This window comes from Arcobacter cryaerophilus gv. crypticus, from assembly GCF_002993025.1.
GTDB classification, from domain to species: domain Bacteria; phylum Campylobacterota; class Campylobacteria; order Campylobacterales; family Arcobacteraceae; genus Aliarcobacter; species Aliarcobacter cryaerophilus_B.
Map to the genome: position 1 here is coordinate 84,384 of NZ_NXGI01000012.1, position 26,142 is coordinate 110,525.

At 26.3% G+C, this 26,142-nt stretch carries 26 protein-coding genes; 20 read left to right on the forward strand and 6 right to left on the reverse strand.

Translation table 11 applies throughout. The features are described from left to right. Window positions 1-3 precede the first annotated feature (3 nt). From CJ670_RS06390 to hemL, 4 genes are read right to left on the reverse strand one after another with little or no spacing between them, the layout of a single operon-like run. Entirely contained in the window at window positions 4-552 is a 549-nt protein-coding gene (locus CJ670_RS06390) for a hypothetical protein (protein ID WP_105939317.1), read from the reverse strand. Then, window positions 536-853 (reverse strand): AtpZ/AtpI family protein, encoded by a 318-nt coding sequence (locus CJ670_RS06395; RefSeq protein ID WP_105939318.1) that lies wholly within the window; start codon window positions 851-853, stop codon window positions 536-538. Before CJ670_RS06395 ends, CJ670_RS06390 begins: the two co-directional genes overlap by 17 nt. An 11-nt stretch (window positions 854-864) precedes the next feature. Then, window positions 865-1,179, reverse strand: a complete 315-nt coding sequence (gene ppnP, locus CJ670_RS06400) for a pyrimidine/purine nucleoside phosphorylase (RefSeq protein ID WP_105939319.1) — start codon at window positions 1,177-1,179, stop codon at window positions 865-867. After that, window positions 1,179-2,462, reverse strand: a complete 1,284-nt coding sequence (gene hemL / locus CJ670_RS06405; RefSeq protein ID WP_105939320.1) for a glutamate-1-semialdehyde 2,1-aminomutase — start codon at window positions 2,460-2,462, stop codon at window positions 1,179-1,181. Before hemL ends, ppnP begins: the two co-directional genes overlap by 1 nt. A 126-nt stretch (window positions 2,463-2,588) precedes the next feature. Between hemL and CJ670_RS06410 the strand changes: the two genes are divergently transcribed. Further along, window positions 2,589-3,356 carry an energy transducer TonB gene (locus tag CJ670_RS06410; protein WP_105939321.1) on the forward strand — a complete coding sequence of 256 codons (768 nt, stop codon included), beginning with the start codon at window positions 2,589-2,591 and terminating at the stop codon, window positions 3,354-3,356. A gap of 8 nt (window positions 3,357-3,364) precedes the next feature. Here the strand turns inward: CJ670_RS06410 and CJ670_RS06415 are convergent, their stop codons facing one another. Continuing rightward, the gene (locus tag CJ670_RS06415) at window positions 3,365-4,474 is read right to left on the reverse strand and encodes an FtsW/RodA/SpoVE family cell cycle protein (RefSeq protein ID WP_105939322.1); all 1,110 of its coding nucleotides are present in this window, start codon (window positions 4,472-4,474) and stop codon (window positions 3,365-3,367) included. A gap of 19 nt (window positions 4,475-4,493) precedes the next feature. Here CJ670_RS06415 and CJ670_RS06420 point away from each other — a divergent pair, with 19 nt between their 5' ends. The 17 genes from CJ670_RS06420 to CJ670_RS06500 all read left to right on the forward strand — a co-directional run bounded on the left by CJ670_RS06420 (window position 4,494) and on the right by CJ670_RS06500 (window position 23,277). Next, window positions 4,494-5,480 carry an RluA family pseudouridine synthase gene (locus tag CJ670_RS06420; protein WP_105939323.1) on the forward strand — a complete coding sequence of 329 codons (987 nt, stop codon included), beginning with the start codon at window positions 4,494-4,496 and terminating at the stop codon, window positions 5,478-5,480. Continuing rightward, complete coding sequence (locus tag CJ670_RS06425; protein WP_105939324.1) at window positions 5,428-6,711, forward strand: hypothetical protein; 1,284 nt, start codon at window positions 5,428-5,430, stop codon at window positions 6,709-6,711. The genes CJ670_RS06420 and CJ670_RS06425 overlap by 53 nt, the downstream gene beginning before the upstream one ends. 2 nt (window positions 6,712-6,713) lie before the next feature. Further along, a complete protein-coding gene (trmB, locus tag CJ670_RS06430) occupies window positions 6,714-7,907 on the forward strand; it encodes a tRNA (guanosine(46)-N7)-methyltransferase TrmB (protein ID WP_105939325.1) in 1,194 nt (397 codons plus the stop codon). Further along, window positions 7,904-8,566 carry a cell division ATP-binding protein FtsE gene (locus CJ670_RS06435; protein WP_105911247.1) on the forward strand — a complete coding sequence of 221 codons (663 nt, stop codon included), beginning with the start codon at window positions 7,904-7,906 and terminating at the stop codon, window positions 8,564-8,566. The genes trmB and CJ670_RS06435 overlap by 4 nt, the downstream gene beginning before the upstream one ends. Beyond that, on the forward strand, window positions 8,553-9,371 hold the full coding sequence (locus tag CJ670_RS06440) for an FtsX-like permease family protein (protein WP_105911248.1): 819 nt from the start codon (window positions 8,553-8,555) through the stop codon (window positions 9,369-9,371). Before CJ670_RS06435 ends, CJ670_RS06440 begins: the two co-directional genes overlap by 14 nt. Next, complete coding sequence (locus tag CJ670_RS06445) at window positions 9,364-10,605, forward strand: murein hydrolase activator EnvC family protein (RefSeq protein ID WP_105911249.1); 1,242 nt, start codon at window positions 9,364-9,366, stop codon at window positions 10,603-10,605. Before CJ670_RS06440 ends, CJ670_RS06445 begins: the two co-directional genes overlap by 8 nt. Before the next feature lie 8 nt (window positions 10,606-10,613). Further along, entirely contained in the window at window positions 10,614-11,042 is a 429-nt protein-coding gene (locus tag CJ670_RS06450) for a hypothetical protein (protein ID WP_105911250.1), read from the forward strand. Further along, complete coding sequence (mrdA, locus tag CJ670_RS06455; RefSeq protein ID WP_105939326.1) at window positions 11,039-12,817, forward strand: penicillin-binding protein 2; 1,779 nt, start codon at window positions 11,039-11,041, stop codon at window positions 12,815-12,817. Before CJ670_RS06450 ends, mrdA begins: the two co-directional genes overlap by 4 nt. 52 nt (window positions 12,818-12,869) lie before the next feature. After that, window positions 12,870-13,601, forward strand: coding sequence for a flagellar type III secretion system pore protein FliP (fliP, locus tag CJ670_RS06460; protein WP_105911252.1), 732 nt, complete (start codon window positions 12,870-12,872; stop codon window positions 13,599-13,601). Between the two features lie 24 nt (window positions 13,602-13,625). Continuing rightward, entirely contained in the window at window positions 13,626-15,572 is a 1,947-nt protein-coding gene (locus CJ670_RS06465; RefSeq protein ID WP_105939327.1) for an HD domain-containing phosphohydrolase, read from the forward strand. A gap of 111 nt (window positions 15,573-15,683) precedes the next feature. Next, window positions 15,684-17,033 carry a TolC family protein gene (locus tag CJ670_RS06470; RefSeq protein WP_105939328.1) on the forward strand — a complete coding sequence of 450 codons (1,350 nt, stop codon included), beginning with the start codon at window positions 15,684-15,686 and terminating at the stop codon, window positions 17,031-17,033. Then, on the forward strand, window positions 17,030-17,743 hold the full coding sequence (locus CJ670_RS06475) for an efflux RND transporter periplasmic adaptor subunit (RefSeq protein ID WP_105939329.1): 714 nt from the start codon (window positions 17,030-17,032) through the stop codon (window positions 17,741-17,743). Before CJ670_RS06470 ends, CJ670_RS06475 begins: the two co-directional genes overlap by 4 nt. Then, complete coding sequence (locus tag CJ670_RS11055) at window positions 17,743-19,302, forward strand: efflux RND transporter permease subunit (protein ID WP_105939330.1); 1,560 nt, start codon at window positions 17,743-17,745, stop codon at window positions 19,300-19,302. Before CJ670_RS06475 ends, CJ670_RS11055 begins: the two co-directional genes overlap by 1 nt. After that, entirely contained in the window at window positions 19,299-20,957 is a 1,659-nt protein-coding gene (locus CJ670_RS11060; protein ID WP_105939331.1) for an efflux RND transporter permease subunit, read from the forward strand. Before CJ670_RS11055 ends, CJ670_RS11060 begins: the two co-directional genes overlap by 4 nt. Window positions 20,958-20,978: 21 nt before the next feature. After that, a complete protein-coding gene (locus CJ670_RS06490) occupies window positions 20,979-21,476 on the forward strand; it encodes a redoxin domain-containing protein (protein WP_105939332.1) in 498 nt (165 codons plus the stop codon). A 62-nt stretch (window positions 21,477-21,538) separates the two neighbouring features. Then, a complete protein-coding gene (locus CJ670_RS06495) occupies window positions 21,539-22,621 on the forward strand; it encodes a PAS domain-containing sensor histidine kinase (protein WP_105939333.1) in 1,083 nt (360 codons plus the stop codon). After that, a complete protein-coding gene (locus tag CJ670_RS06500) occupies window positions 22,618-23,277 on the forward strand; it encodes a response regulator transcription factor (protein ID WP_105939334.1) in 660 nt (219 codons plus the stop codon). The genes CJ670_RS06495 and CJ670_RS06500 overlap by 4 nt, the downstream gene beginning before the upstream one ends. 12 nt (window positions 23,278-23,289) lie before the next feature. Here the strand turns inward: CJ670_RS06500 and CJ670_RS06505 are convergent, their stop codons facing one another. Then, the gene (locus CJ670_RS06505; RefSeq protein WP_105939335.1) at window positions 23,290-23,772 is read right to left on the reverse strand and encodes a MarR family winged helix-turn-helix transcriptional regulator; all 483 of its coding nucleotides are present in this window, start codon (window positions 23,770-23,772) and stop codon (window positions 23,290-23,292) included. A 101-nt stretch (window positions 23,773-23,873) separates the two neighbouring features. On the opposite strand from CJ670_RS06505, the gene CJ670_RS06510 reads away from it, so the two are divergent. Then, on the forward strand, window positions 23,874-25,106 hold the full coding sequence (locus CJ670_RS06510) for a TolC family protein (RefSeq protein WP_105939336.1): 1,233 nt from the start codon (window positions 23,874-23,876) through the stop codon (window positions 25,104-25,106). Next, complete coding sequence (locus tag CJ670_RS06515) at window positions 25,103-26,140, forward strand: efflux RND transporter periplasmic adaptor subunit (protein WP_105939337.1); 1,038 nt, start codon at window positions 25,103-25,105, stop codon at window positions 26,138-26,140. Before CJ670_RS06510 ends, CJ670_RS06515 begins: the two co-directional genes overlap by 4 nt. Window positions 26,141-26,142: the final 2 nt, after the last annotated feature.

A 26,142-nucleotide genomic window follows, 5' to 3' on the forward strand; every position in this document is an offset into this window, starting at 1 on the left:
ATACTATTTTTTTATTAACTTTGTAAATAAAACTCCAATTGGTACAATACTAAGACCAATTATAAAAGCAAGAGGAACAAGGATTTTATTGTTATTTAATGCAAAAAATCCAAAAATTAAAAATCCATAACCCAAAATTCTATAAATAGATAAAAAACCTGTTGCACTAAAAAATACATTTTTTAGTGAATTTTGTTTTACCCTACTTTTTTCTTCATCTATAATCTCTTTTATTTTTTGTGGTGTTAATTCACTTTCAGGAACTTCTTTATACTCGCTATATAAATCAAAAGGATCATCAATTTCATCGATTTTATCTCTCTCATCACTACTTAAAGTATCATTTTTATCAAAATTTTCTAATCTATTTTGAATATTTTTTTTATAAGATAAAAATGAAGCAAGAGTTACAAAAATTGAAGCAAAAAAAGCTATTTGGAGATTTAAAAGCCAAATTGTATTTTGGAAAAATATTGCATACAAACTAAGACAAAGATTTAAAAATAAAAAAACCTTTGCAAAGTTTAAAATTTCACTATTTATCTTCATCATCGTCAAATGATTTATCACCATGTTTTGCTCTATATGAATATCTTGGATCATTTTCCATACCCTCATATACTTTTTGAGCTCTTTTATAAGCTTTATAAACATTTAAACCAGCTGCTGCAATACCCCAAAAAACACCTATCCAAAGAGTCCATGTGTATCCTGTAAAGTGTTTTAGGGCTAAACCTATTCCAACTCCAATTACAATAGCAGCAACCATAGAAATACCAACAGACAAACTATCAAGCGCCTCAATTTTATCTCTATGTTTTGGTTTTTGCTCTTTATCTTTTATCTCTTCCATATATTTCCAATCTATTTTATATAACTACAACAATAATCACTTATTGTTAAAACTTTTATATCAAAACTTGAGTTTGCTGGAACTTCAAAAGAGCTTCCATTTTTATAGCTTTTCCACTCACTTTCACCTTTTAATCTTACTTCGACATGACCATCAATAATTTCCATAATCTCAGCTTCAGCTGTACTAAAAAGATACTCTCCAGCCATCATAATTCCTAGAGATTTTTTACTTCCATTTGTATCTATAAAAGTTCTACTTGTTACATTTCCATCAAAATAGATATTTGCTTTTTTTATAAGCTCTACATTTTTAAAACTTTCCATTATTTTAAATCCTTCATAACTTCATTGGCTGCTTTTATACAATTATCAATCATCTTATTTGTAATTTTTGTACAAATAAATCCAGCTTCATATTGACTACAAGCAAAATAAAAACCTCTTTTTAACATCTCACGGTGAAAAGTTGCAAATCTTTCAAAATTACAAAGCCCTACTTCTTTAAAGTTTTTTGGCTCATTTTCACAAAAGAAAAATCCAAACATACTTCCTCTTGTATTTACTTGAAGAGCTATTTCATTTTCGATAGCAACTCTTCTAAGCCCATCAACTAATCTTTTTGCTTTTTTTCCTAAATTATCATAAATTTCTGGATTTTCTTTTAACTTTTTAAGACTTACCAAACCAGCTGCCATAGCAACTGGATTACCACTTAAAGTTCCAGCTTGATAAACCTTACCTTCAGGTGATAAATGTCCCATAATCTCTTTTGAAGAAGCAAAAGCACCAACAGGCATTCCAGCACCAATAACTTTTCCAAATGTTAAAATATCGGCTTTTACATCTAAAATACCGCTTGCACCTTTTAAAGAAGCTCTAAATCCACTCATAACTTCATCAAAAATTAGTAAAGCACCGTGCTTATCGCAAAGCTCTCTACAAGTAGCTAAAAACTCATTTGATGCAGGAACCAATCCCATATTTCCAGCAATTGGCTCAATTATAATACAAGCAATATCACTACTTTCTTCAAAACATTTTTGAAGCTGTTCTATGTTGTTGTATTCACATAAAAGCGTATGTTTTATCAAATCTTCTGGAACTCCTGGACTACTTGGACTTCCAAAAGTTGCCATACCTGAACCTGCTTGCACCAATAAAGAATCAGAGTGTCCATGATAACAACCCTCAAATTTTATAATATCATTTTTATTTGTAACACCACGTGCTAGTCTTATTGCACTCATTACAGCTTCTGTTCCTGAGCTTACAAATCTTACTTTATCAATATTTTCATACATATCAACAATTTCAGAAGCAAGTTTTGTTTCAAGATTTGTTGGAGCTCCAAAACTTAAACCTAACTTTGCAGTTTTTATAACTGCTTTTTCAATATCTTTATCACAATGTCCAAAAATAAGTGGTCCCCAACTTTGTACAAAATCTAAGTATTTGTTACCATCAATATCATATAAATATGCACCTTTTCCTTTTTTGATAAATGGAGGTGTTCCACCTACACTCTTAAATGCTCGAACAGGAGAATCAACTCCTCCTGGGATTACTTCACAAGCTTCTTTGTAGGCTTTTATAGATTTTTTAAACATATTTTTTTTCCTAAATTATAATTAAGTAATTATTCTACAATAATCTATATAAGCAAAAGGTTATTTAATATATTTATCAAATTTAAAATAAATACAATTTTTAATTTTTTTTACTATAATTCGCGAATGAAAAAAATAGTACTTGCATTCTTTGTTTCTTTATTGATCCATATTTTACTTTTTCTAAATTATAGTTTTAAGGAGCCTGCTAAAGAGGAGACAAAAAAAGATAATGAAAAAAGTGAAGTGAAATTTGTAAAATTAGTACAAGAAAAAGTATTGCAAGAACAAGCAGCCAAAAATATTGAGCCAAAAATAAATGAGCCAAAAATAGTTGAAGAAAAAAAAGAAGATATAAAAACTCCAAAAAAAGTTGAGAAACAGCAAAAAGCAAGTAGTGAATTAAAAGCTAACAATAGTAAAAAACAGCTAGATATAAAAGAAGCAAAAAAAGTTCAAAAACAAATTTTAAAAGAGAGTAGCAATCTTCAAGATAGTGCATTAGAAAAATTTTTATCTCAAAAAACTCCTGTAAATCAAGAAATTTTAAATGAACTTCAAAAACTATATGGAAAAGAGTATGATAATTTTACAAGTGTACAAAAAGCATATTTAGAAAAAAATCTAAATAACTTTCAAGTAATAACTCAAAAAGTTCTAAATCGTATGGGATATCCAAAATTAGCTGCGAAGCTTGGAATTGGTGGAATAAATACTATAGAATTTATGTTTCATCCAAATGGAGATATTAGTGGACTTAAAATAATAGGTTCAAGTGGTTATACTATCCTAGATGACTACTCTTTGGAATTAATACAAATTGCATACAAAGAGTATCCAAAACCAACTGAACCAACTAAACTTAGATTTAAAGTTTTTTATAGAAACTATTAAAAATATTTTTACATTTTTCTTTCGTAATTATACATATCCATATATCTAAATGCAAGTAAATTTTCTAAAATTGCAAAAGTTACAATAAAATTTATAAAAGAACTTCCACCATAGGAAAATAGTGGTAAAGGAATACCAACAACTGGTGCAAAACCTATTACCATTAAAATATTTACACTCATATTTAAAAAAATAAGTAAAGCTAAACCAGAAGAAAAAACTTTTACTATAAAATCTGTTTTGAAAAAATAGTTTATTGTAAATAGATGCAAAATTATAATCACATATAGAACTATCAAACCAAAAGCACCTAAGAACCCATGTCTTTCTACCAAATAAGCAAAAATAAAATCACTCGTAGCAATTGGCAAAAACTTAAGTTGAGTTTGAGTTGCTTCATCACTATCTTTTCCAGTAAGCCCACCTGAACCTATTGCTATAATACTTTGCTGGACATGATAACTAGGTTTCGCTGCAACTATAAAATCATGAACTCTTTTCTTTTGATAATCTTTCATAATATAGTTATATGAAAATGGTAAAAATATGGATAAAACAAAAACAATTCCTACCCATATTTTCCAATTTACACCAATTATGAAAAGTATCCCATATCCAACCAAAAGCAACACAAGTGCTGTACCTAAATCTGGCTCTTTAGCTATTAGAATAAATGGTATAAAAATATAAATTGAAAAATATCCAAAATCTTTTAATCCATATCCATCAATAGGTGGTGGTTTTCTTTGAATTAAATATCCCAACATCAATATATATATTGGTTTTATAATTTCAGAGGGCTGAATAGTTGTATCAAGAAATGGAATATGAATCCATCTTTTTGCTCCTAATTTTGTTACTCCAATAAATTCAACTGCTAGTAAGAGTAAAATTCCTATCCAATATAAAGCAGGAACCAATCTTAGATTTTTTCTAAGAGGAAGCATAAAAACTAAAATAAATGCAAAAAAAGATATACTAAAATAAAAAATTTGTTTACTTGCCAATGCATCATTTGCCTCTGCTATTAATACATAAGATAGTATTATCAAAGGGGCTATAAAGATTAATATTAAATAATCAAAATGTGACATAATTCTTTTATCAAGTAAACGCATAACGAAAGAGTAGCATAATATGTATAAAAATTTTATTGTAGATGTAGAGATTAGATTAGATAAATTTTTAAGTTTAAAAATCGATGCTTCAAGAAATCAAATTGAGCAACTAATTGAAAAAGAGTTTGTAAAAGTAGATGGAAAAACAACAAATAAAAATGGTTTAAAACTAAAATTAAATCAAGAAATAGAGGTTTGTTTTCCTGAACCAAAAACATTTGATAAAAAAGATAGAGAATTTATTGAAAACTCATTAAAAGATAAAAATATAGAGATAATCTATGAAGATAGTGATATTTTAATTATAAATAAACCAAAAGGACTTACTGTTCACGATGCTCCTAGTGTAAAAGACGCAACTTTAGTTGATTGGCTAAAACTTAAAAATATAAGTTTATCAACTATAAGTGGAGAAGAAAGACATGGAATTGTACATAGACTTGATAAAGGAACTAGTGGTATTTTAATAGTTGCAAAAACAAATGAAGCTCATATTGAAATATCAAAACAGTTAGAAAAAAGAGAAGCTGGAAGATACTATTTAGCAATAATTGATTTGCCTTTAAAAGATAATATTATTGTAGAAGAACCAATAGCAAGAAATCCAAACAATAGACTCAAAATGGCTATACAAAAAGATGGAAGATATGCAAAAACATCGTTTTGTAAACTAGAAGTTAGTAATAACTCAAAATATGAACTAATAGCTTGTAAACTTTCAACAGGAAGAACACATCAAATAAGAGTACACTTAAATAGATTAAATAGGCACATTTTAGGGGATATTTTATATGGATTTAAGGGCGATTTCAGTATTATAGATGGATTTTTTTTGCATGGATTTTGCCTAGTATTCACTCATCCAAGAACAAAAGAGAAGATGAGTTTTACTGCAAAACTTCCAAAAGATATGCAAGATTTTATAGATACCAATTTTGATAAGGAGAGAATATATGAAAAAATTGAGACTACTAGCCTCTTTAAGTTTTTTAATTTTAATAATTAGTGGTTGTTCTAATGTTTTAGATAGCCTAAGTACAACAACTTCACCAAAGGTTAATCAAAATTTTCAATCAATAGATTACTCTTCAATTAAATCAATTCCAGATATGAACTCAATTGGTTTTGAGTGGCAAAGAATTGATGACCATAGAGTTGTTGGTTATAATTTTTATAGAACAGAATTATCAAAAGGTCAAAATACTCTTAAGTTAATCAAAGCAACAGATAGTAGATATATAACACACTATGTTGACAAAGGTTTAGAGCCAAAAACAAAATATGCTTATCAAATATCTGCTAGATTAAATGATGGAACAGAATCACCTACAACTCAAGCTTATATTGTAGAAACTCTTCCAAGAATCGCACCTGTTGGTTTTGCACAAGCTATATCAAATCTTCCAAAAAAAGTAAAAATTGTATGGCAACCGCATCCTGATCCTAGAGTTGGTTATTATAGAGTTGAAAGATATAATACTTTTCTTAAAGAGTGGGTTTGGGCATCTGCTTCTAAGATAGAAAATAGACTAAGTGCTGAATTTATTGATACAGGATTAGATGACAATACTTCATATAAATATAGAATAAAAGCCTTCTCTTTTGGAGATGTTGAATCAGCTCCTTCAAAAATATTAGATGCAAAAACAAAAGCTCTTCCTCTACCTGCAACAAATGTTAAAACTTCAAATAATATTCCAAAAAAAATATATATAACTTGGAATGCTTCTCAAAGTCCTGATGTAGTTCAATATAGAATATATAGAAGTAGTTACAAATCTTTAGGTTATAGCAATATTGCAGCTGTAAACTCAAATACTTTAGAGTACACAGATGAAGTAAATGCAGATAAAAAAGAGTACTACTACAAAGTTATAGCAGTTGATAAAGATAATCTTGAAAGTAGTTCTGATATTGAAGCTATAAAAGGTATATCTCTAGCTCCACCAGCAAAGCCGATATTAACTTTGGCTCAAATTCAAGGAAATAAAGCTATTTTGAATTGGCAAGCAGGAGATAATAGAGCAACATCTTACAATGTTCATAAAAGAGTAAAAAAGAACTGGTTTTTATCAGATACAGTAAAATTTAAAAATATAACTTCTCTTAGATTTGAAGACCATGATATTTTAAAAGGTGTTGATTATTACTATTCTGTACAAGCAGTAGATGAGTTTGGTGTACTTTCTGCAAAAAGCGATGAGGCAAAATTGGCTCTACCTGAAACAAGTATATAAATATGCCTCACATAGTTTTTGAAAAAAACAATCTACTTGAAACTCCTTTAAAAAAAGGAGATATTGAGTTTTTATTTACAGCTGTATCTTATCATCCAAAAGGTAGTAATAGAAAAATTGAATACAAAATTGCTACAAAAAACAAAGATTTAGAGTTTTTACTAGCAATAAAAGAGAAAGATGATAACTTTATAATTAAATCAGATAAAACAACAAGAATATCACCTGTTTCATATATAAAAGATGCTCTAAACTCTTATGTTTTAGAGAATAAATCAGAAATTGTATTTAAAAACACTACAAACTTAAAAGAGAAAAAAGAGCAAGAACACAAATATCTAAAAGATATTGATTTTTTTGTAGAAGATTTTAAAAGCGATAAAGAGCTTCAAATAGAAATTGGTTTTGGAAGCGGAAGACATCTACTTTATCAAGCAAAACAAAACCCAAATATACAGTTTATTGGACTTGAAATTCACTATCCATCTATTGAGCAACTTCTAACACAATTAGAACTTCAAAATATTACAAATGTTTTGGTTGTAAACTATGATGCTAGACTTTTTATGGAGTTTATAGAGTCAAATCAAGTAGGGAAAATATTTGTGCATTTTCCAGTTCCTTGGGATAAAAAAGCACATAGAAGAATTTATTCAAAAGAGTTTGTAAATGAAGCTTTAAGAGTTTTAAAAGTTTCTGGAACTTTGGAGCTTAGAACTGATAGTAGAAATTATTTTGATTTTTGTGTAAATTTACTTACAAACTTAAATAAAGCATCAATAAAAATTGATGTAAATAGAGATTTAGAAGTTGTAAGTAAATATGAAGATAGATGGAAAAAACAAGGTAAAAATATATATGATGTAGTTTTAACTTCTCAAAATATTGATAAAAACTTAAATATTGATTATAGTTTTGAATTTGATTTTGATATAAATTTTGATAATTTTATAAAAAATATTTTTTCAAAAGCTCTTATAATTAAAAATTATTTTATACACATTGAAGAGTTTTATAAGATAATAAATAAAAATAATTCAGGTTTAATAAAAGTTACTATGGGAAACTTTGATAGACCTGTTACTAAATATCTCTTAGTAATAGATGGAAAAATATCTTATTATCAAGGTAATCCTCTTCCAACTAGCTCAAATATAGAAGCTGATAAAAAATTAAAAGAGATTTTATCTAAATGATTACAGCAAAAGATTTATATCTTACTTATGATAATAATAAATATATTATAAAAAGAGGAAATTTTTCTATAAAAGAGAAAGAGTTTGTCTTTATTGGAGGAAACTCTGGAAGTGGAAAATCAACACTTTTGAAATCTTTTTATGGTGATATTCCAATAAAACATGGTAGTTTAAAAATATCAAATCAAGAAGTTTTTAAAATTAAAGGAAATAATCTAAGATATCTTAGAAAAGATATTGGTGTTATTTTTCAAGATTATAAACTAATAAATGATTATACTATTGAAGAGAACATAATGATACCTCTTAAGATAAATAACTATTCAGATGAAGTTTCAAGACTTCAAGCTGATAATCTTTTAAAACACGTAAAATTAACTCATAGAAAAGGTTTTTATCCAAATCAATTAAGTGGTGGAGAGCAACAAAGAGTTGCAGTAGCACGTGCTTTAGCACATAATCCAAAAATTATAATAGCAGATGAACCAACTGGAAATTTAGATGATTTTAATGCTGATGTTGTTTGGAACTTATTAAAAGGGGCAAATGAACAACTAGGAATTACAGTAGTTGTGGTAACTCATAGAGTTCCAAAAAATCTAGGAATTAATTTTAGACAGTTATCAATAGAAGATGGGATAATTTATGAAGTCTCTTAAAGCTATTTTTGCCTTTTTTGTACCACTTTTAGCAATGCTTATTACATTTTGTATTTTTTTACTTATTGATAATATTGTAGATAATTACAAAAATAAAATATCAAGAGATTATAGTATTGTTTTGGTTGCAACAAATCCTATAAAAAAAGAGTCTTTAAATGAACTAGCTGGAATTAAAGTTGAAAATATTCAACTATTACCAAATGAAAAGATAATTGAAAATATTAAATCAAATTTATCTGATAACTCTATTGAGCTTTTAAGACAAAAATTACCATACTTTTATCAAATATATCTTGAAATATTTCCAACAAGTAGCGAACTAGAAGTTATTAAAAAAACCCTACTTTCAAATAAAGATGTAAAAAATGTAGAGGTTTTTTATAAAAATCACAATCAAATATATTTACTACTTCTTATTTTAAATAGTGTCTCATTTATACTATTTTTTATTATTACAATTTTTGCAATAATAATTATTGCAAAACAGATAAAACTTTGGTTTCATGAACATAGTGTAAGAATTTCTATTTTAAGACTTCATGGGGCTTCTATTATTTATAGTGCTTCTTCTGTTTTAAAATATGCTCTAATAAGTTCTTTTATGGCTTTTTTAATATCTTCACTTTTTTTGATATATGTGTCGAGTAATATTGAATTACTTTTTCCATTTGAATTACAAGAGATAGTTAATGTAAATATAAATATTGAAAGAGATATTATAAAAATTTTTATTTTATCTTTTTGTATCTCTGTATTTACAATCTTTGGAGTACTATTTAAGTATAAGATAAGTAATGATTAAATTAATTTTTTTACTATTTTTAATACCAGTTTTTATCTTTGCTTCAGCAATAGATACAAAAATTGCACAAAATCAAAAAAGCCTAGATAGCAGTAAAAAAAACAAAGATAATACAGCTGTTAAAATAAAAGAGATAGCTGACAAAATAGAAGCTTCAAACACAAATTTATCAAAACTTGAAGAAGATATTATTAAAATAAATGAAGATATAGAACAACATCAAAAATTACTAGAGAGTTCTCAATCAAAACTAAATGACCTTCAAGCTAAATCAAGCGATTTAATAAAAGAGAAAAATAGTAGTGAAGAGGAGATAATAAATACAATAGTAGAACAATTTTCTACATCTTTAGCACTTCAACTAGCTTCAAAAGAGTCTTTGCAAGAACTTATAGATAATGAGATGTTTAATCTTTTATCAACAAATGCAAAACAAAAAGTTTTAAAACTAAATGAAAATTACAATAGACTAACAGAAAATACAAAAGCAAATCAACAAGAGATAAATAAACTAAACAACTATATAAAAGATAGATTAAAAACTAAAGAGAACTATAAGGCTCTACAAATAAAGCATACAAAATCTTTAGAAAACTTAGAAAAAGAGCACAAACTTTATCAAGTTGAGCTTAAAAAAGTTATTGAGCAACAAGAGTCTTTGAGTAAAATATTATCTGATTTAAAAATTGTTAAACAACAAGAGTTAAAAAAAGCACAAGAACAAAAAGAAGATAATAATCAACAAGCACAAACAACAAATGTAAGAAATCAAAAATATGCAAAAAATTTAGATCTTGATGTTAAAAAAATTGGTTCTTCAACAGATGGTGTTCAAATTGTAAAATACAAAGGTGCAAAAACTATAGCTCCTTTAAAATCATTTAAAATTGTTAAAAATTTTGGAACATATTATGACCCTGTTTATAAAATAAAATTATTTAATGAATCTGTTGTTTTACAATCAAATGAAAAAGGCTCAAAAGTAGTAGCTGTTTTAAATGGAAAAATTGTATATGCAAAAAAGAATGCGGGAATGCTTGAAAATGTTGTTATTATTCAACACGAAGGTGGAATTCATACTGTTTACTCACATTTAGATGATATTGCACCAAATTTAGTTGTGGGAAAATGGGTTCAAAAAGGCTCAGTTGTAGGAAGAGTAAATGAGAATTTAACTTTTCAAGTTACAAAAGATAGCTCACACATAGATCCAAAAGATCTATTTAATATCTAGGCATTATTATGGTAAAAAATAGCATAGACAATCCAGTTTTTTTAATATTTTTACTACTATTTGCGGTAAGTATAAATTTTTTAGCTTCTACTCATTTTTTAGTTATTTTATTTGCGGGAGTTATTTCAACTGCATTTTATAGAACTTTAAAACAAAAATATTACTACTCTTTTGCATTTGTTATAATTGCATTTTTATTTATTGAATTAAACATGGGACTTAAACCATTTTCTCTATCTTTATTATCATATTTTGTATATCTTTTTATAGTTCCAAGATATGAACAAAATAAGATGAATACATTTTTATACATAATCTTTTTTTACATTGGTTTAGGTATTATTTGGTATATTTTCTTTAATTTTGACTCATTTTTTAGTTTTATTCTCTTAATAAATCTATTTATAGATTTAATCTTAGTTGGGATATTTTTATGAATTTTAGATTAACACTTATCTATGTTTTTATTGGAATTATTGCTATTACGCTACTTTCAAGAGTATATTTTTTATCTATAAAATCAAACACTTATTATGAAGAGTTATCAAAAAATAACTATATTAAAAAAACATATTTAGCACCTACAAGAGGTGTAATAGAAGATAGAAATGGAGAACCTTTAGCTCTAAATCAAATAGGATTTTCTATTCTTATAAAGCCTCATTTAAGAGCTGATAAATATAGAGCAAAACTAGAAAAACTTATAGATATTGTAGTAGAACAATTTCCACAATATGATAAAAATAAATTAATAAAAGATTATTTAAGAGATGATTCGCCCTATAATCACGAATTTATAAAAGTTATTGATTATGTTCCTTATGAAGAGATTTTTTCAAGATACACATTTTTAGCAACTCAAGAGGATATAAGAATTGAATCTTCTTCAAAAAGACACTATCCACACAAAGAGTTAGCCGCACATATAATAGGTTATGTAAGTAAAGCTTCAAAATTAGATATTGCAAACAATGAAATAGCAAAATATAGTGGAATTGTAGGTAAAAGTGGAATTGAGAGATACTATAATGAAAAACTGCAAGGAACATTGGGATTTAAAGATACAAAAGTAAATGCTTTAAATAAAGAGATTGAAGTAATAGAACAAAAAGATCCTTCAAATGACAATAATGTAAGAATCACAATCGATGTTAATCTTCAAAAATATATTCAAGAATTATTTGTAGATAGAGCTGGTTCTGTTATAGTTATGGATGCAAATAATGGTGAAATATTAGCAGCAGGTTCATTTCCAGAGTATGATAGTAACCTTTTTGCAAGAGGAATTAGTCAAGAAGAGTGGAATATTATGAGGAATGACTTTAATCATCCATTTACAAATAAAATTACAAATGGTCTGTATCCTCCTGGTTCTGTTATTAAAATGGGAGTTGCCTTATCATTTTTAGAAAATGGTATAAGTGATAAATTTACAGTTCAATGCAGTGGTTCTTTACCAATTGGAAATAGAAATTTTAGATGTTGGAAAACAACAGGCCACGGTCATATTGGATTTAGAAGTTCAATTGAGCAAAGTTGCGATGATTTTTACTACAAAGGCAGCTTAAAAATAGGAATTGGTAAAATGTCTGCAACTTTAGGAAAATTAGGAATTGGAGAAAAGACTGGAATAGATTTAAACAATGAATTTGTAGGTATTAATCCAAATAAAGAGTGGAAAGAAAAAAGATTAAAAAAACCTTGGTACATTGGTGAAACTGTTATTAGCTCTATTGGTCAAGGAAATATGCTAACAACTCCTTTACAAATAGCAAGATTTACAGCATTTTTTGCAAGCGGAAAACTTCCAAAACCACACTTAACAAAAGATGCTTATGAAGAACCAAAAGAGTTAGATTTTAAAAAAGAGCATATAAAACTTATGCAAGAAGGAATGTATGACGTTGCAAACTCACCATCGGGAACTGCAAAAAGATATATAAACTCAAAAGTAAAAATAGCAGCAAAAACAGGAACAGCTCAAGTTGTATCTATTCCACAAAGTGAAAAAGTAAGGATGAAAGAGAGCGAAATGGAGTATTTTCAAAGATCTCATGCTTGGATTACTGCTTATGGACCATATAAAAATCCAAAATATGTAGTAACAATAATACAAGAACATGGTGGTGGTGGTGGAAGTGCCACAGGTGGAATTGCTAGTAGAATTTTTGATAAATTATATGACTTAGGATATATAACAGAATTAGAGTAATATTTAATCATATATTAGATAGAATAAACACCATTTAATTTAGGATTTATATTTGAAGATAATTTTTTCACTAGTTTTTTCATCACTATTTTTATTTGCTGCACAAGATCCATTGCCAATGATAAATCTTTCAGTTGCAGCCGTAGATCAACCAATACAATTTGTAAAAACTATAAATATAGCTGTTATTTTAGCTCTTATGGTTCTTGCTCCTACGCTTTTACTTATGGTGACATCTTTTACAAGAATTATAATTGTTTTAGCACTTTTAAGACAGGCTTTGGGTTTACAACAATCCCCACCTACACAAATAATAATTTCTCTTGCACTTATTATGACAATTTTTATTATGGAACCGTATGGAAAAAAGGCTTGGGATGAAAGTATTGTACCTTATATGGATGAAAAAATATCATATCAAGAAGCTTTTACAAAAGGTGTTGCCCCGTTTAAAGATTTTATGATAAAAAATACTAGAGAATCAGATTTAGCACTATTTTATAGAATAAAAAAAGAACCTAATCCAAAAAATATAGAAGATGTTTCACTTATTTTACTTATGCCTGCATTTATTGTAAGTGAACTAAGAACTGCATTTGAGATAGGATTTTTGATATTCTTACCATTTTTAATTATAGATATTATAGTTGCTTCAATTTTGATGAGTTTGGGTATGATGATGTTGCCACCTGTTATGATATCACTGCCCATAAAAATTATCTTCTTTATTATAGTTGACGGTTGGTTACTTATAATTGGAAATCTAGCACAATCCTTTAAATAAATAATTTATAATCAGGTTTTATATATGAAAAAAATTTTATATTTTGTTATAGGTTTTTTAGTACTTCTATCTATATCATACTATTTTTACTACTCTCCAAAAAAAGAGGAGATAACAAAAGAGATATTTTTAGAAAAAAGTATTCAAATGAGAAAACTTTTTACAGATGAAATAAAAAGAAAACAGGATAATACGCTTAATATGGCATTTATCTTAAGTCAAGATGAAAATCTTATAAATGCTTTAAAAACAAAAAATAAAAGCTTACTAAATTATAATAATACTCTATTATTTTTACATGATAACAGTGATTACAAAAATCTTTGGCTACAAATTGTTGATAAAGAGGGTAAAAGTTTTTATAGATCTTGGAAAAATATGTCAGGTGATGACTTATCAAATGTTAGAACAGATTTAGATGAACTTATAAAAAATCCAAAACCAATTACAAATATAAGCTCAGGATTGTTTGACTTAACTTTAAAAGCTATAAATCCAATTTATGACTTAAATGGTGAATTTTTAGGTTTTGTAGAGTTTATTTCAAAATTTAACTCTATATCAAAAAACTTAAAATTTGAAAAAATAGAGCCCATTTTTATTTTAAGTCGTGAAAAAAGTAAAAAACTAATTGAGCCATTTAGTAAAATATTCATACGTGATAATTATATAGCAAATATAGATGCAAACCAATCTATTTTAAAATATATTGAAAGAAGAGGTGTTGATAAATTTTTAAATATTGAAAACTATCTTTTATTCGATCAATACATTGTTACAAATTTACAAATAAAAGATACAAATGGTCAAGATATGGGTCTATTTTTACTATTTTTTGAAAAAAATAGATTGGATTATTCATCTTTAATAAATTTTAAAAATCAATATTTATATATTGTTATAATATTCTCAATTTTATATCTTATAGTATTTTTATATCTTCTAAAAACTATGTATGCAAAAGAGCTTGATAATGATGTAAAAATCAAGACAAAAATGATTCAAGAGCAGCAAAACAGACTTGAAAAACTACTTGATATTTATGATAAAAATGTAATATTCTCAAGAACTGATTTAAGAGGAAGAATAACTCATGCAAGTAGTGCCTTTTGTAAAATTAGTGGTTATACAAAAGATGAACTTTTGGGACAACCACACAGTATTGTAAGGCATCCTGATATGACAAAATCTACATTTAAAAAGATTTGGGATAAGTTAGCAGCAAAAGAAAAAATAACTATAGAGATAAAAAATTTAAGAAAAGATGGTTCATACTATTGGGTAGTTGCTGATTTTGAACCTGAATATGATGACTTAGGAAATCATATAGGATATTTTGCTATTAGAGAAGATATTACAGCAAATAAAGAGATAGAAGAACTTCAAAAAGAGGTTATCTTTACTATGGGCTCTATTGCTGAGTTTAGATCCAAAGAAACTGGAGAACACATTAAAAGAGTTGCAAAATACTCAAGAATTTTAGCCGCTGCTTATGGTTTATGTGAAGATGATATTGATATGTTAGAGCTTGCAAGTCCTATGCATGATATTGGTAAAATTGCAATTGCTGACGCTATTTTAAATAAACCAGGAAAATTAACAAATGAAGAGTTTGAAATTATTAAAACTCATGCACAAAAAGGTCATGATATGCTTGGAATATCAAATAGACCACTTTTTAAAGTTGCTTCACAAATAGCTTTAACTCATCATGAAAAATATGATGGAACAGGATATCCAAATAGTTTAAAAGGTGAAGATATACCTATTTTTGGAAGAATAACAGCTTTAGCAGATGTTTTTGACGCATTAGGAAGTGATAGATGCTACAAAAAAGCTTGGGAGATTGAAAAAGTTTTAGAGTTTATTAATGAGCAAAGAGGAAAACACTTTGACCCTAAACTTGTAGATATATTCTTTGATAATTTAGATGATATATTAAAAATAAAAGAAGAGCACCAAGATATATAAATAATTTTTATATATCTATAGATATTTTTTATAATTTTTATTTATAATTATACTTTGAATTATCTATTTTTTTGGATATAATTTTTTCACTAAATTTTGCTTAGGATTTATATGAAAAAATTATGTCTATTTTTAATAATCTCAAAACTAGCTTTTGCGCAAACTATAAGTTTTGAAGAGGCTTTAAACCAAACTATAGAAAATAGTAAAGATTTACAAAAGCAAAAAATCAATATAGATATTGCAAAAACAAATAGTGATTTTATTGATGGTTTAAACTTTGGAAAAGTCTCATTAAATAGTGATATTAGCCGTACAAATCATTCTGGATATGTTTTTATGGGAAAACTATCTAGTAGAGAGGCAACATTTAAAGATTTTGGATTTTCTCAAATGAATGAAGATATAAACACAGCTCCCAAAGATTTAAACTATCCAGAAGCATATACAAGCATCAACTCTTATATTTCATATGATTTACCTCTGTTTACAGGATTTGCACTTTATCACCAAAAAGGTATTTTAAAACTTCAAGAAAAAGCAAATGAAATTTTATATAATCTTGATAAAAAAACTCTAGAATTTGAAGTTTTAAAAGCTTACAATAGTGCAGTTTTAGCAAAAGATTTTGTAAAAACTATGCAAAAAGCAAAAGATACTATTGGGTTTATTAAAAATGGAGCAAAAGAGTTTCATAAAAATGGACTTGTTACAAAAATAGATGTAAACGAAGCTGAACTACATTTTTTAAATACAAACTCAAACTTAATTGAAGCCGAAAACAACTTTAAACTATCACTTGCTTACCTTAAGTTTTTAACTTCAAATCAGAATATTAGCGATGTAGAAAATCTACAAAACACATATTTAGAAATAAAAGAGTTTGAAGATTTATACAAAATTGCTTTAAAAAATAGAGATGAAATAACTTTACAAAATATATCTATTGAAGCAAATAATAAAAATATAAAAGTAAACCAAGGTTCATATTATCCATCTGTTTTTACTCATTTAGAGTATGGATACAATGATGATAAATTTTCTACTTCAAAAGACAAAGATTACTACATGGCGCTTTTAGGTATTAGTTTAACTCTTTTTGATGGAACTAGAAGTGCAAATCTTGAAAAAAGTCGTCTTGAATACCTAAAAGCAAAATTAGATTTTGAAAAACTTCAAGATGGAATAAAACTTGAAGTGCAAAAAGCTATTTTGGACTACAAAGCAAAACAAGAGATTTTAAAAGAGAAAATTCTTGCAAGTGAATTAGCAAGTAGTGTTTTAAATCAAGCAAAACTTCAATATAAAAATAGATTAATCTCTATGACAACACTTTTATCTCAAGAGACAAATTATAGACAGAGCCAAACTATGCTTCTAAATGCTAAATATGAGAACTCTTTGGCACTTGCTAGATTAAATTTAGTTTTAGGACAAAACCTACAAAAGGATTATAAATGAGATTTTTAATTTTAATATTTTTAACTTTTTCAACTATTTTTGCAAATAGTTTAGAGTTGGACGGTATTGTAGAATCGCAAAATGAGAAGATAATCTCAAGTAAAATGATGGGATATATTACAAAAATATATGTAAATGAAGGTGATAGTGTAAAAAAGGGGCAAATTTTATACGAAATTGACCCAACAGATATTTTGTATAATAGTGATATTTTAAAAAATCAAGTAAAAAATCTTGAGTTAAACTTAAAAAGATACAAAGATCTACTAGACCAAGATTTAGTTTCAAAATTTGATTATGAACAACTTGAATTAAATTTAATTACAGCAAAAGCAAAATTAAGTGAATTAAATGCAAACTTTAACTATCTAAAAGTAAAAGCCCCAAATAACGCTCTTGTAGTAAAAAAATCTATAAAAGAGGGAGAGATGGCAACTCCTATGATGCCACATTTAATACTAACAGATTTGGATGATTTAATAATAAAATCAAATATTGCAGAGTCTAGTTTAAAGTACATAAAAATAGGTCAAGTTGTAGATATAAAAATTCCATCTCAAGAGTTTGAAACAAAGGGAAAAATTATAGCAATTTATCCAAATTATATTGCAAATGCTCACTCATTTTCAATAAAAATCTCATTTGATAAAAAAGATTTTCAAATCTATCCAGCAATGTATTCAAAAATAACTATAGATTTGGATAAATAATGAATCAAAATTTAAATAGTGCAGGAAAAATTGCAAAAATATTTATAAATCATCCATTAACAGGAATTTTGGGTATTTTTATTTTAATTTTAGGATATTTTGCACTTCAATTTATGCCAAAAGAGGAAAATCCTCAAATAAAAGTTAGTGGTGCAGTTGTAATAGTTGCTTTACCAGATGCAAAAGCTAGTGAAATTCAAAAAGTAATAATTGAGCCTTTGGAGAAAAAAATAAGAGAGATAAAAGGGGTTGAACATATTTTTTCTTTTGCTTATGATAGCTATGGTGTTGTACAAGTACAATTTTTTATTGGGGAAGATAAAGAACAATCAAACTTAAAACTATATGACCAAGTTATGAGAAATATGGATTTAATGCCTAAAAATGCAATGCAACCAATAATAAAAACTATGGATATAGACACAGGTATTCCAATAGCAACAGTAGCATTTTATAGTGCAAAAAAAGATGGAATTGATTTAATTTCAAAAAGTGAGCTTTTTACACAAGTAAGCCTTATTTCAAAAGAGATAAATAAAATAAAAAATGTAGCTTTAGTAGATTTAAAAGGAGAAAAAAAGGAGCAATTTAATATTCTTCTTGACATAAATAAAATCAACTCTTATAATCTTGCAATTGCACAAGTTATGAAACAAATTGAGAGTTTAAACTTTAATATTCCAAATATTAGCACAAATACAAACAATAACTCTTTGGTAGTTTTAGAGGTAAAAAAAGCTATAGAAAATGTAAAAGATTTGGAAAATCTAATAATCTCTTACAACTTTCAAACTCCAATATATCTAAAAGATATAGCACAAATAGAGAAATCTTATGATATACAAAACAAAAAAGATGCCTATATTTATCTAAAAGATGAAAATGGAAATTTTGAAGAAAATAGCCAAATTACTCTAATGGCTTCAAAGCTACAAGGTGCAAATAGTGTTGTGATAAATGAAGAGATTTTTGAATATTTAAATAGTATAAAACAATCTTTGCAAGAGAAAAATATACTTTTTACAATCACAAGAGACGATGGATATACAGCAAATAATGCAGTAAATGCTTTAATAAAAGATCTATTAATTTCTATTATAATCATTTTTGTTTTACTTATTTTTACTTTAGGATTTAAAGAGGCAATTATTGTATCTTTGACTGTTCCTATGATTTTATCTTTGACTTTGTTTATTGGATTTATGATAGGTGAGAGTGTAAATCGTATAACACTTTTTGCACTTATTGTTGCACTAGGAATGCTAGTTGATGCTGCAATAATTGTAATAGAAAATATACATAGACACAAAATTGAACATCCAAATATGGATTTAGAAACTCTAGCAATAAATGCAACAAATGAGATAGGAAACCCCACAAATATAGCAACTATTGCAATCATTATGGTATTTATTCCTATGTTTTTTGTAGGTGGAATGATGGGAGAGTTTATGCACCCTCTTCCTGTTTTTGTTCCTATATCTTTGGCTGTTTCACTCTTTGTTGCATATGCTTTTACACCCTATTTGGTTAAAAAGATTTTAAAAGGTAAAAAATGAGATTAGAAAAATTTATACTAGATATTTTAAATAGTAAAAGAAAAATAAATTTAATATATCTTATTACTTTAATACTTTTTATCTTAAGTATTTTAACTTTTCCAACAAAAATAGTAAAAGCAAAAATGCTTCCAAACAAAGATTCAGATAGTTTTTCTATCTATGTAGATTTAAAAGATGGTTCAAGTAAGTATGAGACAAAAGAAGTTGTAGATTGTGTTGTAAAAAATCTGCAAAATGAAGAAAATATAACAAATATTTCAGCTTTTATATCTCAAGGTCAACCAATTGATTTTGCAGGACTTGTAAAACAAAGTGCTTTAAAAAATAGTGAAAATCAAGCTGAACTTATGATAAATATTAAAAGATTTAAAGATAGAGAAATTACAAGCTACAATCTTATTTCAAATATTAGAAGTAAAATACAAAACTCTTGTCAAGATAAATACGAAGCAACTATAAAATTTATAGAACTTCCTGCTGGTCCTCCAGTATTAGCTTCTCTTGTAGCTGAAATTTATGGTGGAAATAGTTTTGAAAGTAGAAGAGATTTTGCTATAAAAGTAGCAAATATTTTTAAAAATCAAGACACTTTGGTTGATATTGATATTTTAGCTTCACAAGATTTTTTTACTTTTACTTTGGAAATAAATAGCAACAAAGCAATTATGAGTAAAGTTGATTTAGAACACTTAAAAGCAACTTTATATCTTGCATTTGAAGGTATGCCTCTAGGAGTTATAAATGATAAAAATGCCCAAAGTCAAATTCCAATATTTTTAAGACTTGATGACTCAAGAAATTTATCAAACAACTCAAAAGATGCTTTAAATCTAAAACTTAATAGCTTAAAAATTATGAACAATATGGGACAAATGATTAGTATTTCTGAGTTAGTAAATATAAAACAAACTATAAAAGAGCCAACAATTACATCAAAAAATCTAAATCCAATAATAAATGTAATAGCCGAAACTTCAAACGATAGCCAAATATATCCACTTTTAAACTCAAGAGAAGATATGATAAAAAGCTTTTCAGATGATTATGAAATAATAAAAACAAATATGCTAAATCTATCTTTTATAGATAAAAAAACAAATGAGAGATTTGATTTGGTTTTTGATGGAGAACTGCAAGTAACTATTGATACTTTTATAGATTTAGGAACAGCTTTTATCATAGCTTTAATTTTAATATTCTTACTCATGGTAGTTTATTATAAGAATTTTGCTCTTAGTGGTGCAATTGTTTTATCTAGTTTTATATCTATTATTGGGGTTATTTTTGCCCATATTATTATGGATATTTTTACAAACGATACTTTTTATTTAACAGCAACTAGTCTTATTGGATTTATTGCTTTAATTGGTATTAACTCAAGAAACTCGACTTTGATAATCGACTTTGCAAAACAACTTGTAATTGAAAATAATTTAGAAATAAATGAAGCTATAGCAAAAGCAGCAGCAACAAGATCAAAACCTATTATTTTAACTGTTTTAGTTCTTGTTTTTGCAAGCTCTTTAATAGCAAATGATGCTGTATTTGGTGGACTTGGAGTTGCTTTAATTGGTGGAACTTTAATATCTTATATTGTTTCTATGTTTTTTGTTCCAATTATTATAAGAAATAGTTTGAAAAAGATTATTTAAAAATATATTTAAAGGTAAAAAATGAGTGAAAAAATAAAAAAAATATTAAAAAGTTTAATAAAATATACAATTTTTTTTATAATAGTTTTAAACGTAGTAAGCTATTTTAAAGGTCTAGATTTAAACAAAGAAAAATTCTCTATCCAAAGTTTTGAATTAATAGATGGTTCAAATTATGAGATAAAAAAAGATAAACCTCTTTTAGTTAATTTTTGGGCCACTTGGTGTCCAATATGTGCTTTAGAAGAGCAAAATATCGAAAAATTATCAAAAGATTTTGAAGTAATCACAATAGCAACTCAATCAGGAAGCAATGAAGAGATAGAAAAATATTTAAAAGATAAAAATCTTAGTTTTAAAGTCGTAAATGATGAATATGGTCTTTTATCTAGTGAATTTAATGTAAAAGCATTTCCTACAACTTTTATTTATGACAAAAACAAAAATCTAAAATTCACTGAAGTTGGATATAGTTCAACTTTTGGATTAAAACTTAAGCTTTGGTGGAGTAGTTTCTAAAATCATTGACAAAAAAAAGCTTCTTTGATAGGATAGAAAAATTTTTATAGGATTTTAAACTTATGAACAACTACCAAAAAGCAATAGAAAATTCAAATATAGTCTCAAAAACAGATATAAATGGAATTATAACTTTTGTAAATGATGAGTTTTGCAATCTTTTTGGTTTTACAAAAGATGAATTAATTGGAAAAAATCATAATATTATAAGACATCCCCATACTCCAAAAGAGAATTTTCAAATACTTTGGAATACTATTTTAGATAAAAAAGTCTATAAATCTACTGTAAAAAATATATCAAAAAATGGGCAAGATATATATTTAAATACAACTATTATTCCTATTTTAGATGAAAAAGAGGAAAATATTGTTGAATTTGTAGCCATAAGATATGATATTACAAACGAAGTACTACTTCAAAAAGAGCTAGAAGAGAAACAAAAAATCATATTTTTGCAATCAAGAATGGCAAGTTTAGGTCAAATGCTAGGAAATATTGCTCACCAATGGAGACAACCTTTAACAGAGTTAAACTTAAGCTTATTTAATCTTAAAAAAGCTTTTGAAAAAGAGAACAAAAAAGAGATTGAAAATCTTTATTTAAACTCAAAAAATTTAATCTTAGGAATGTCTAGTACTATTGATGATTTTACAAATTTTTTTGCTCCACAAAAACAAAAAGAAGTTTTTTTAATAAATCAAAGCATAAATGAAGCTTTGAAGATTTTAAATAGAGTTTTAGAAGATGAAAATATTAATATTAAGTTTGATATTGTAAAAGATTTAGAGATTTTTGGAGTAAAAAATGAGCTAACTCAAGTACTATTAAATCTTATAAATAACTCAAAAGATGCTTTTGTACAAAAAAATATTACAAAAAAAGAGATAACTATAAAAACTTACACAAATACAAAAGATAACTTTGTATATTTAGAATATCTTGATAATGCTCAAGGATTAAGAAAAGAACTATTTGATAAAATTTACGAACCATATTTTACAACAAAACATCAATCAATTGGAACAGGACTTGGTCTTTTTATTTGTAAAATAATTATTGAAAATAGTTTTAAAGGTGAAATTATGCATGAAAATATATCAAATGGATTAAAATTTACTCTAAAGTTTCCAAAAACAGTATGAAAAATCTAAAAGTTTTAATAGTTGAAGATGAACAAAAACTAGCAAATTTAATAAGAAACTCAATAAAAGAGCTTTTTTTCAAAGTAGCAACTGCAAAAGATGGTATTGATGGAATTAAAAAGTTTAAAAGTTTTAAACCTGATATTGTAATTAGTGATATTTCTATGCCAAATCTAAGTGGTCTTGAAATGTGCAAAATAATAAAAAGTCAAAGACAAACTCCTATAATAATTTTAAGTGCTTACAGCCAAAAAGAGATGCTTTTAGAAGCAATTGATTTGGGAATTTCAAAATATTTTATAAAACCATTTGATATTGAAAGTTTTATTGAATACTTAAAAGAGCTATCAAATAAGATAAATAAAGAGAAAAACTATACTTTAAAAGGTGGTTTTGTATTTGTAAAAAACTCTTGTAATTTATATAAAGATAGTGAATTAATAAATCTTACAAAAAGGGAAAAAGAGTTTATAAATCTTCTAATAGAAAACAAAAATATACTTGTAAAAATGGAAAATATTAAAGAAAATCTATGGGAATTAGAAAATATAAGTGATGAAAGAGTTAGAACTTTTATAAAAAGATTAAGAGCAAAAACATCTAAAGATTTGATTGAAAATGTATCATCTCAAGGGTATATGATAACATCTGATTGATTTTATATTAGTTTAAATCATCGAGTAGATAAGTTTTGACAAAATCTTTTTTAAATCATTTTGCTCTTTTTGACTTAATACTTTAAAATGATTTTCTAATCTTTTTGAAGTTTCACAAATGCAAGATTCTATTAAAAAAACTCCATTTTTAGTAAGAGTTACAGAACTCTTTCTTTTATCTTCTTTTGAAACATCTCTTTTTATAAACTCTCTATCTTCAAGTTTTTTTAAAACTTTTGTCATACCACCACTTGAAAATATTGTTGCATCATAAAGTTCTGTTGGAGAAAGTGAATGATTTTCATTGCTAAAATATAAAGATGCTAAAACATCAATATCAGAATGTAGCAAATCATAGCTAGTTTTATAAAAACTCTCTGATTCGTTGTAAATATGTTTATTTACTAAAAACATTGGTAAAGAAAAAGCAAAAACATCATGCTTTTTATCTTTTGCAACTCTACTATAAAATTCATCTATATATTTTTTATTCATGGTGAAAATTGTATCTAATTTAAAATTAAAATTATCTTTCTAGCAAGACAAATTTAAGTAAAAAACTGATAGAATTTTACTTTATTTCTAAAAGGAGCAAAATGAAAAAGATATATTTTACTTTTTTGGTACCAATATTTTTATATAGTCAAAGTTTAGAAGAGTTAGTAAATTTAACAATTGAAAATAGATTAGTTGAATCTTCTAAACAAAATTTAGATGCATTAAAAGATGAGTATAAAAGTGTACAAAGAGGTTATTTACCAAAACTAGATGCTGGTGCTTCATACTCAGTAAATGAACACGAATACCCAAATACACCCAAAAAAGGGGCTAATGCTTATGGTAGTGTAAACTACTTATTATATGATGGTGGAAAAAAATATGATATTTATGATGGATATGAAACTGATATAAAAAGTGGTGAAAAATCACTTGATGCATTAAGAAATGATCTATCACTAACTGTTATTAAATACTACTTTGATTATCTATCTCTTGAAGCACAAAAAGATACAAAACAAAAAGAGATAGAACAATTAACAGCACAAGAAGATAGAATTGGAAGATTTTATAATGCAGGAACTACAACAGAAGATGAGCTTCAAAAAATAGTTTCAAGACTTCAAAACTCTATTGTTGAGCTTCAAGAAATTGAATTAAATATTATTACAATTACACATAATCTTGAATATATTACAGGAACAAAAGTATCAATAACAGATGGTTCAAAACTTGAAGATATTAATAATCTGATACAAAAAAACCCTAGGTTTGATATTCAAGCTTTGGATTTTGTAACTCAATCAAAACAAAGTATTGCCCAAGCACAAAAAAGTGGATATTTGCCAACTGTAACTTTGGATAATACATTTAACTATTATGACAATAATTACGACAAAAAAAGCAATGATACTGATATAAACAATCACCAAAATGTTGCAAGTGCAAATATGAAATGGAATTTATTCTCTTTTGGTCAAACAAAATATCAATATGAATCAAAACAAAAAGAGTATTTAGCTAGTAGATCAAATTTTGAGTATGAGAAAAATAAAGCAGATGTAGATTTACAGCTAGCTTTAAAGTCATATAATATTGCAAAAGCAAAAATTAAATCAACGGAAGCAACTCTTAAAGCAGCTCAAAGTACTTATGAAATAATTAAATCAAAATTTGAAAATGGACTTATAGACAATGTTGCATTTTTACAAAGTTTAACAGAAAAATTTGATGCAATAAGTCAACATAAAAAAGCTATAAATGATTTAGAAGTAAAAAAAGCAACAATAATTTACCATAGTGGTGAAAAATTACAGGAGTATATAAGATGATAAAAAAATCAATAATGTCACTTTTTGTGGCAAGCATAGCAATTGCAAATCTAAATGCAAATGAAGCCCCTGCACTTCCAGTGCAAGTATTTAAAGCAGAAAAAAAAGATATTACTACAAGTAAAACTTATCCAACTATTTTGAAAGCTGTTGAGCAAGTAGATATTATTGCAAGAGTACCTGGAACTTTAAAAGAAAAAAACTATACAGAGGGGCAATTTGTAAAAAAAGGAACTCTTCTTTATAAAATAGAGCCTGATACTTATTTAGCAAATTTAAACTCAAAAAAAGCAAATTTTACAAAAGCAAAAAAAGATTTTGATAGAGCAAAATCTTTGATAGCTTCAAAATCTATTAGTGCACAACAATTTGATGATTATACTTATCAATTTGAGAGTTCAAAAGCTGCTTTAGATGAAGCACAAATTCAATATAACTACACAAATGTTACTAGTCCAATAGATGGAATTGCTGGAATAAAAAAACAAGATATTGGAGATTTAGTAGGAACAACTTCTGCTAACTCTACACTTGTAACTATTACAAATACAAATCCAATTCATGCTGAATTTTCTCTTCCAAAAGAGGATATGAATAAATACATAAGTCAAATTAGAGAAAATAAAGCAAAAACTAATTTAATTTTAGGTGATAAATTATTCAATGGAACTATTGATTTTGTTGCTCCTATAATTGATACAAATACTGATACGCTTCTTGTAAGAGCAAAAATTGATAATCCAAACAATGAAATAATTGTTGGAAATTTTGCACAAATTGAAATTTCAAATCTTGATTTAGGAGATATTTTTGTAGTTCCTGAAAATGCTATTTTAAAAACAGCACAAGCAACTGTTGTAATTGTTGTAGGAGATGATAATATTGCAAAACCTACGCCTGTTGTTGTTGGTGATTTAATCAAAGAAGGTGTTGTAGTAAAAAGTGGTTTAAAAGGTGGTGAGAAAATTATTATTAGCAATATTGCAAAAATAAGACCTAACACAAAAGTTCAAATTGTAGATAAAGAGAAATAGTT

Coding starts and splice junctions, on each gene's coding strand:
- CJ670_RS06390 (WP_105939317.1), bottom strand. CDS start 552: ATGATGAAGATAAATAGTGAAATTTTAAACTTTGCAAAGGTTTTTTTA.
- CJ670_RS06395 (WP_105939318.1), bottom strand. CDS start 853: ATGGAAGAGATAAAAGATAAAGAGCAAAAACCAAAACATAGAGATAAA.
- ppnP (WP_105939319.1), bottom strand. CDS start 1,179: ATGGAAAGTTTTAAAAATGTAGAGCTTATAAAAAAAGCAAATATCTAT.
- hemL (WP_105939320.1), bottom strand. CDS start 2,462: ATGTTTAAAAAATCTATAAAAGCCTACAAAGAAGCTTGTGAAGTAATC.
- CJ670_RS06410 (WP_105939321.1), top strand. CDS start 2,589: ATGAAAAAAATAGTACTTGCATTCTTTGTTTCTTTATTGATCCATATT.
- CJ670_RS06415 (WP_105939322.1), bottom strand. CDS start 4,474: ATGCGTTTACTTGATAAAAGAATTATGTCACATTTTGATTATTTAATA.
- CJ670_RS06420 (WP_105939323.1), top strand. CDS start 4,494: ATGTATAAAAATTTTATTGTAGATGTAGAGATTAGATTAGATAAATTT.
- CJ670_RS06425 (WP_105939324.1), top strand. CDS start 5,428: ATGAAAAAATTGAGACTACTAGCCTCTTTAAGTTTTTTAATTTTAATA.
- trmB (WP_105939325.1), top strand. CDS start 6,714: ATGCCTCACATAGTTTTTGAAAAAAACAATCTACTTGAAACTCCTTTA.
- CJ670_RS06435 (WP_105911247.1), top strand. CDS start 7,904: ATGATTACAGCAAAAGATTTATATCTTACTTATGATAATAATAAATAT.
- CJ670_RS06440 (WP_105911248.1), top strand. CDS start 8,553: ATGAAGTCTCTTAAAGCTATTTTTGCCTTTTTTGTACCACTTTTAGCA.
- CJ670_RS06445 (WP_105911249.1), top strand. CDS start 9,364: ATGATTAAATTAATTTTTTTACTATTTTTAATACCAGTTTTTATCTTT.
- CJ670_RS06450 (WP_105911250.1), top strand. CDS start 10,614: ATGGTAAAAAATAGCATAGACAATCCAGTTTTTTTAATATTTTTACTA.
- mrdA (WP_105939326.1), top strand. CDS start 11,039: ATGAATTTTAGATTAACACTTATCTATGTTTTTATTGGAATTATTGCT.
- CJ670_RS06465 (WP_105939327.1), top strand. CDS start 13,626: ATGAAAAAAATTTTATATTTTGTTATAGGTTTTTTAGTACTTCTATCT.
- CJ670_RS06470 (WP_105939328.1), top strand. CDS start 15,684: ATGAAAAAATTATGTCTATTTTTAATAATCTCAAAACTAGCTTTTGCG.
- CJ670_RS06475 (WP_105939329.1), top strand. CDS start 17,030: ATGAGATTTTTAATTTTAATATTTTTAACTTTTTCAACTATTTTTGCA.
- CJ670_RS11055 (WP_105939330.1), top strand. CDS start 17,743: ATGAATCAAAATTTAAATAGTGCAGGAAAAATTGCAAAAATATTTATA.
- CJ670_RS11060 (WP_105939331.1), top strand. CDS start 19,299: ATGAGATTAGAAAAATTTATACTAGATATTTTAAATAGTAAAAGAAAA.
- CJ670_RS06490 (WP_105939332.1), top strand. CDS start 20,979: ATGAGTGAAAAAATAAAAAAAATATTAAAAAGTTTAATAAAATATACA.
- CJ670_RS06495 (WP_105939333.1), top strand. CDS start 21,539: ATGAACAACTACCAAAAAGCAATAGAAAATTCAAATATAGTCTCAAAA.
- CJ670_RS06500 (WP_105939334.1), top strand. CDS start 22,618: ATGAAAAATCTAAAAGTTTTAATAGTTGAAGATGAACAAAAACTAGCA.
- CJ670_RS06505 (WP_105939335.1), bottom strand. CDS start 23,772: ATGAATAAAAAATATATAGATGAATTTTATAGTAGAGTTGCAAAAGAT.
- CJ670_RS06510 (WP_105939336.1), top strand. CDS start 23,874: ATGAAAAAGATATATTTTACTTTTTTGGTACCAATATTTTTATATAGT.
- CJ670_RS06515 (WP_105939337.1), top strand. CDS start 25,103: ATGATAAAAAAATCAATAATGTCACTTTTTGTGGCAAGCATAGCAATT.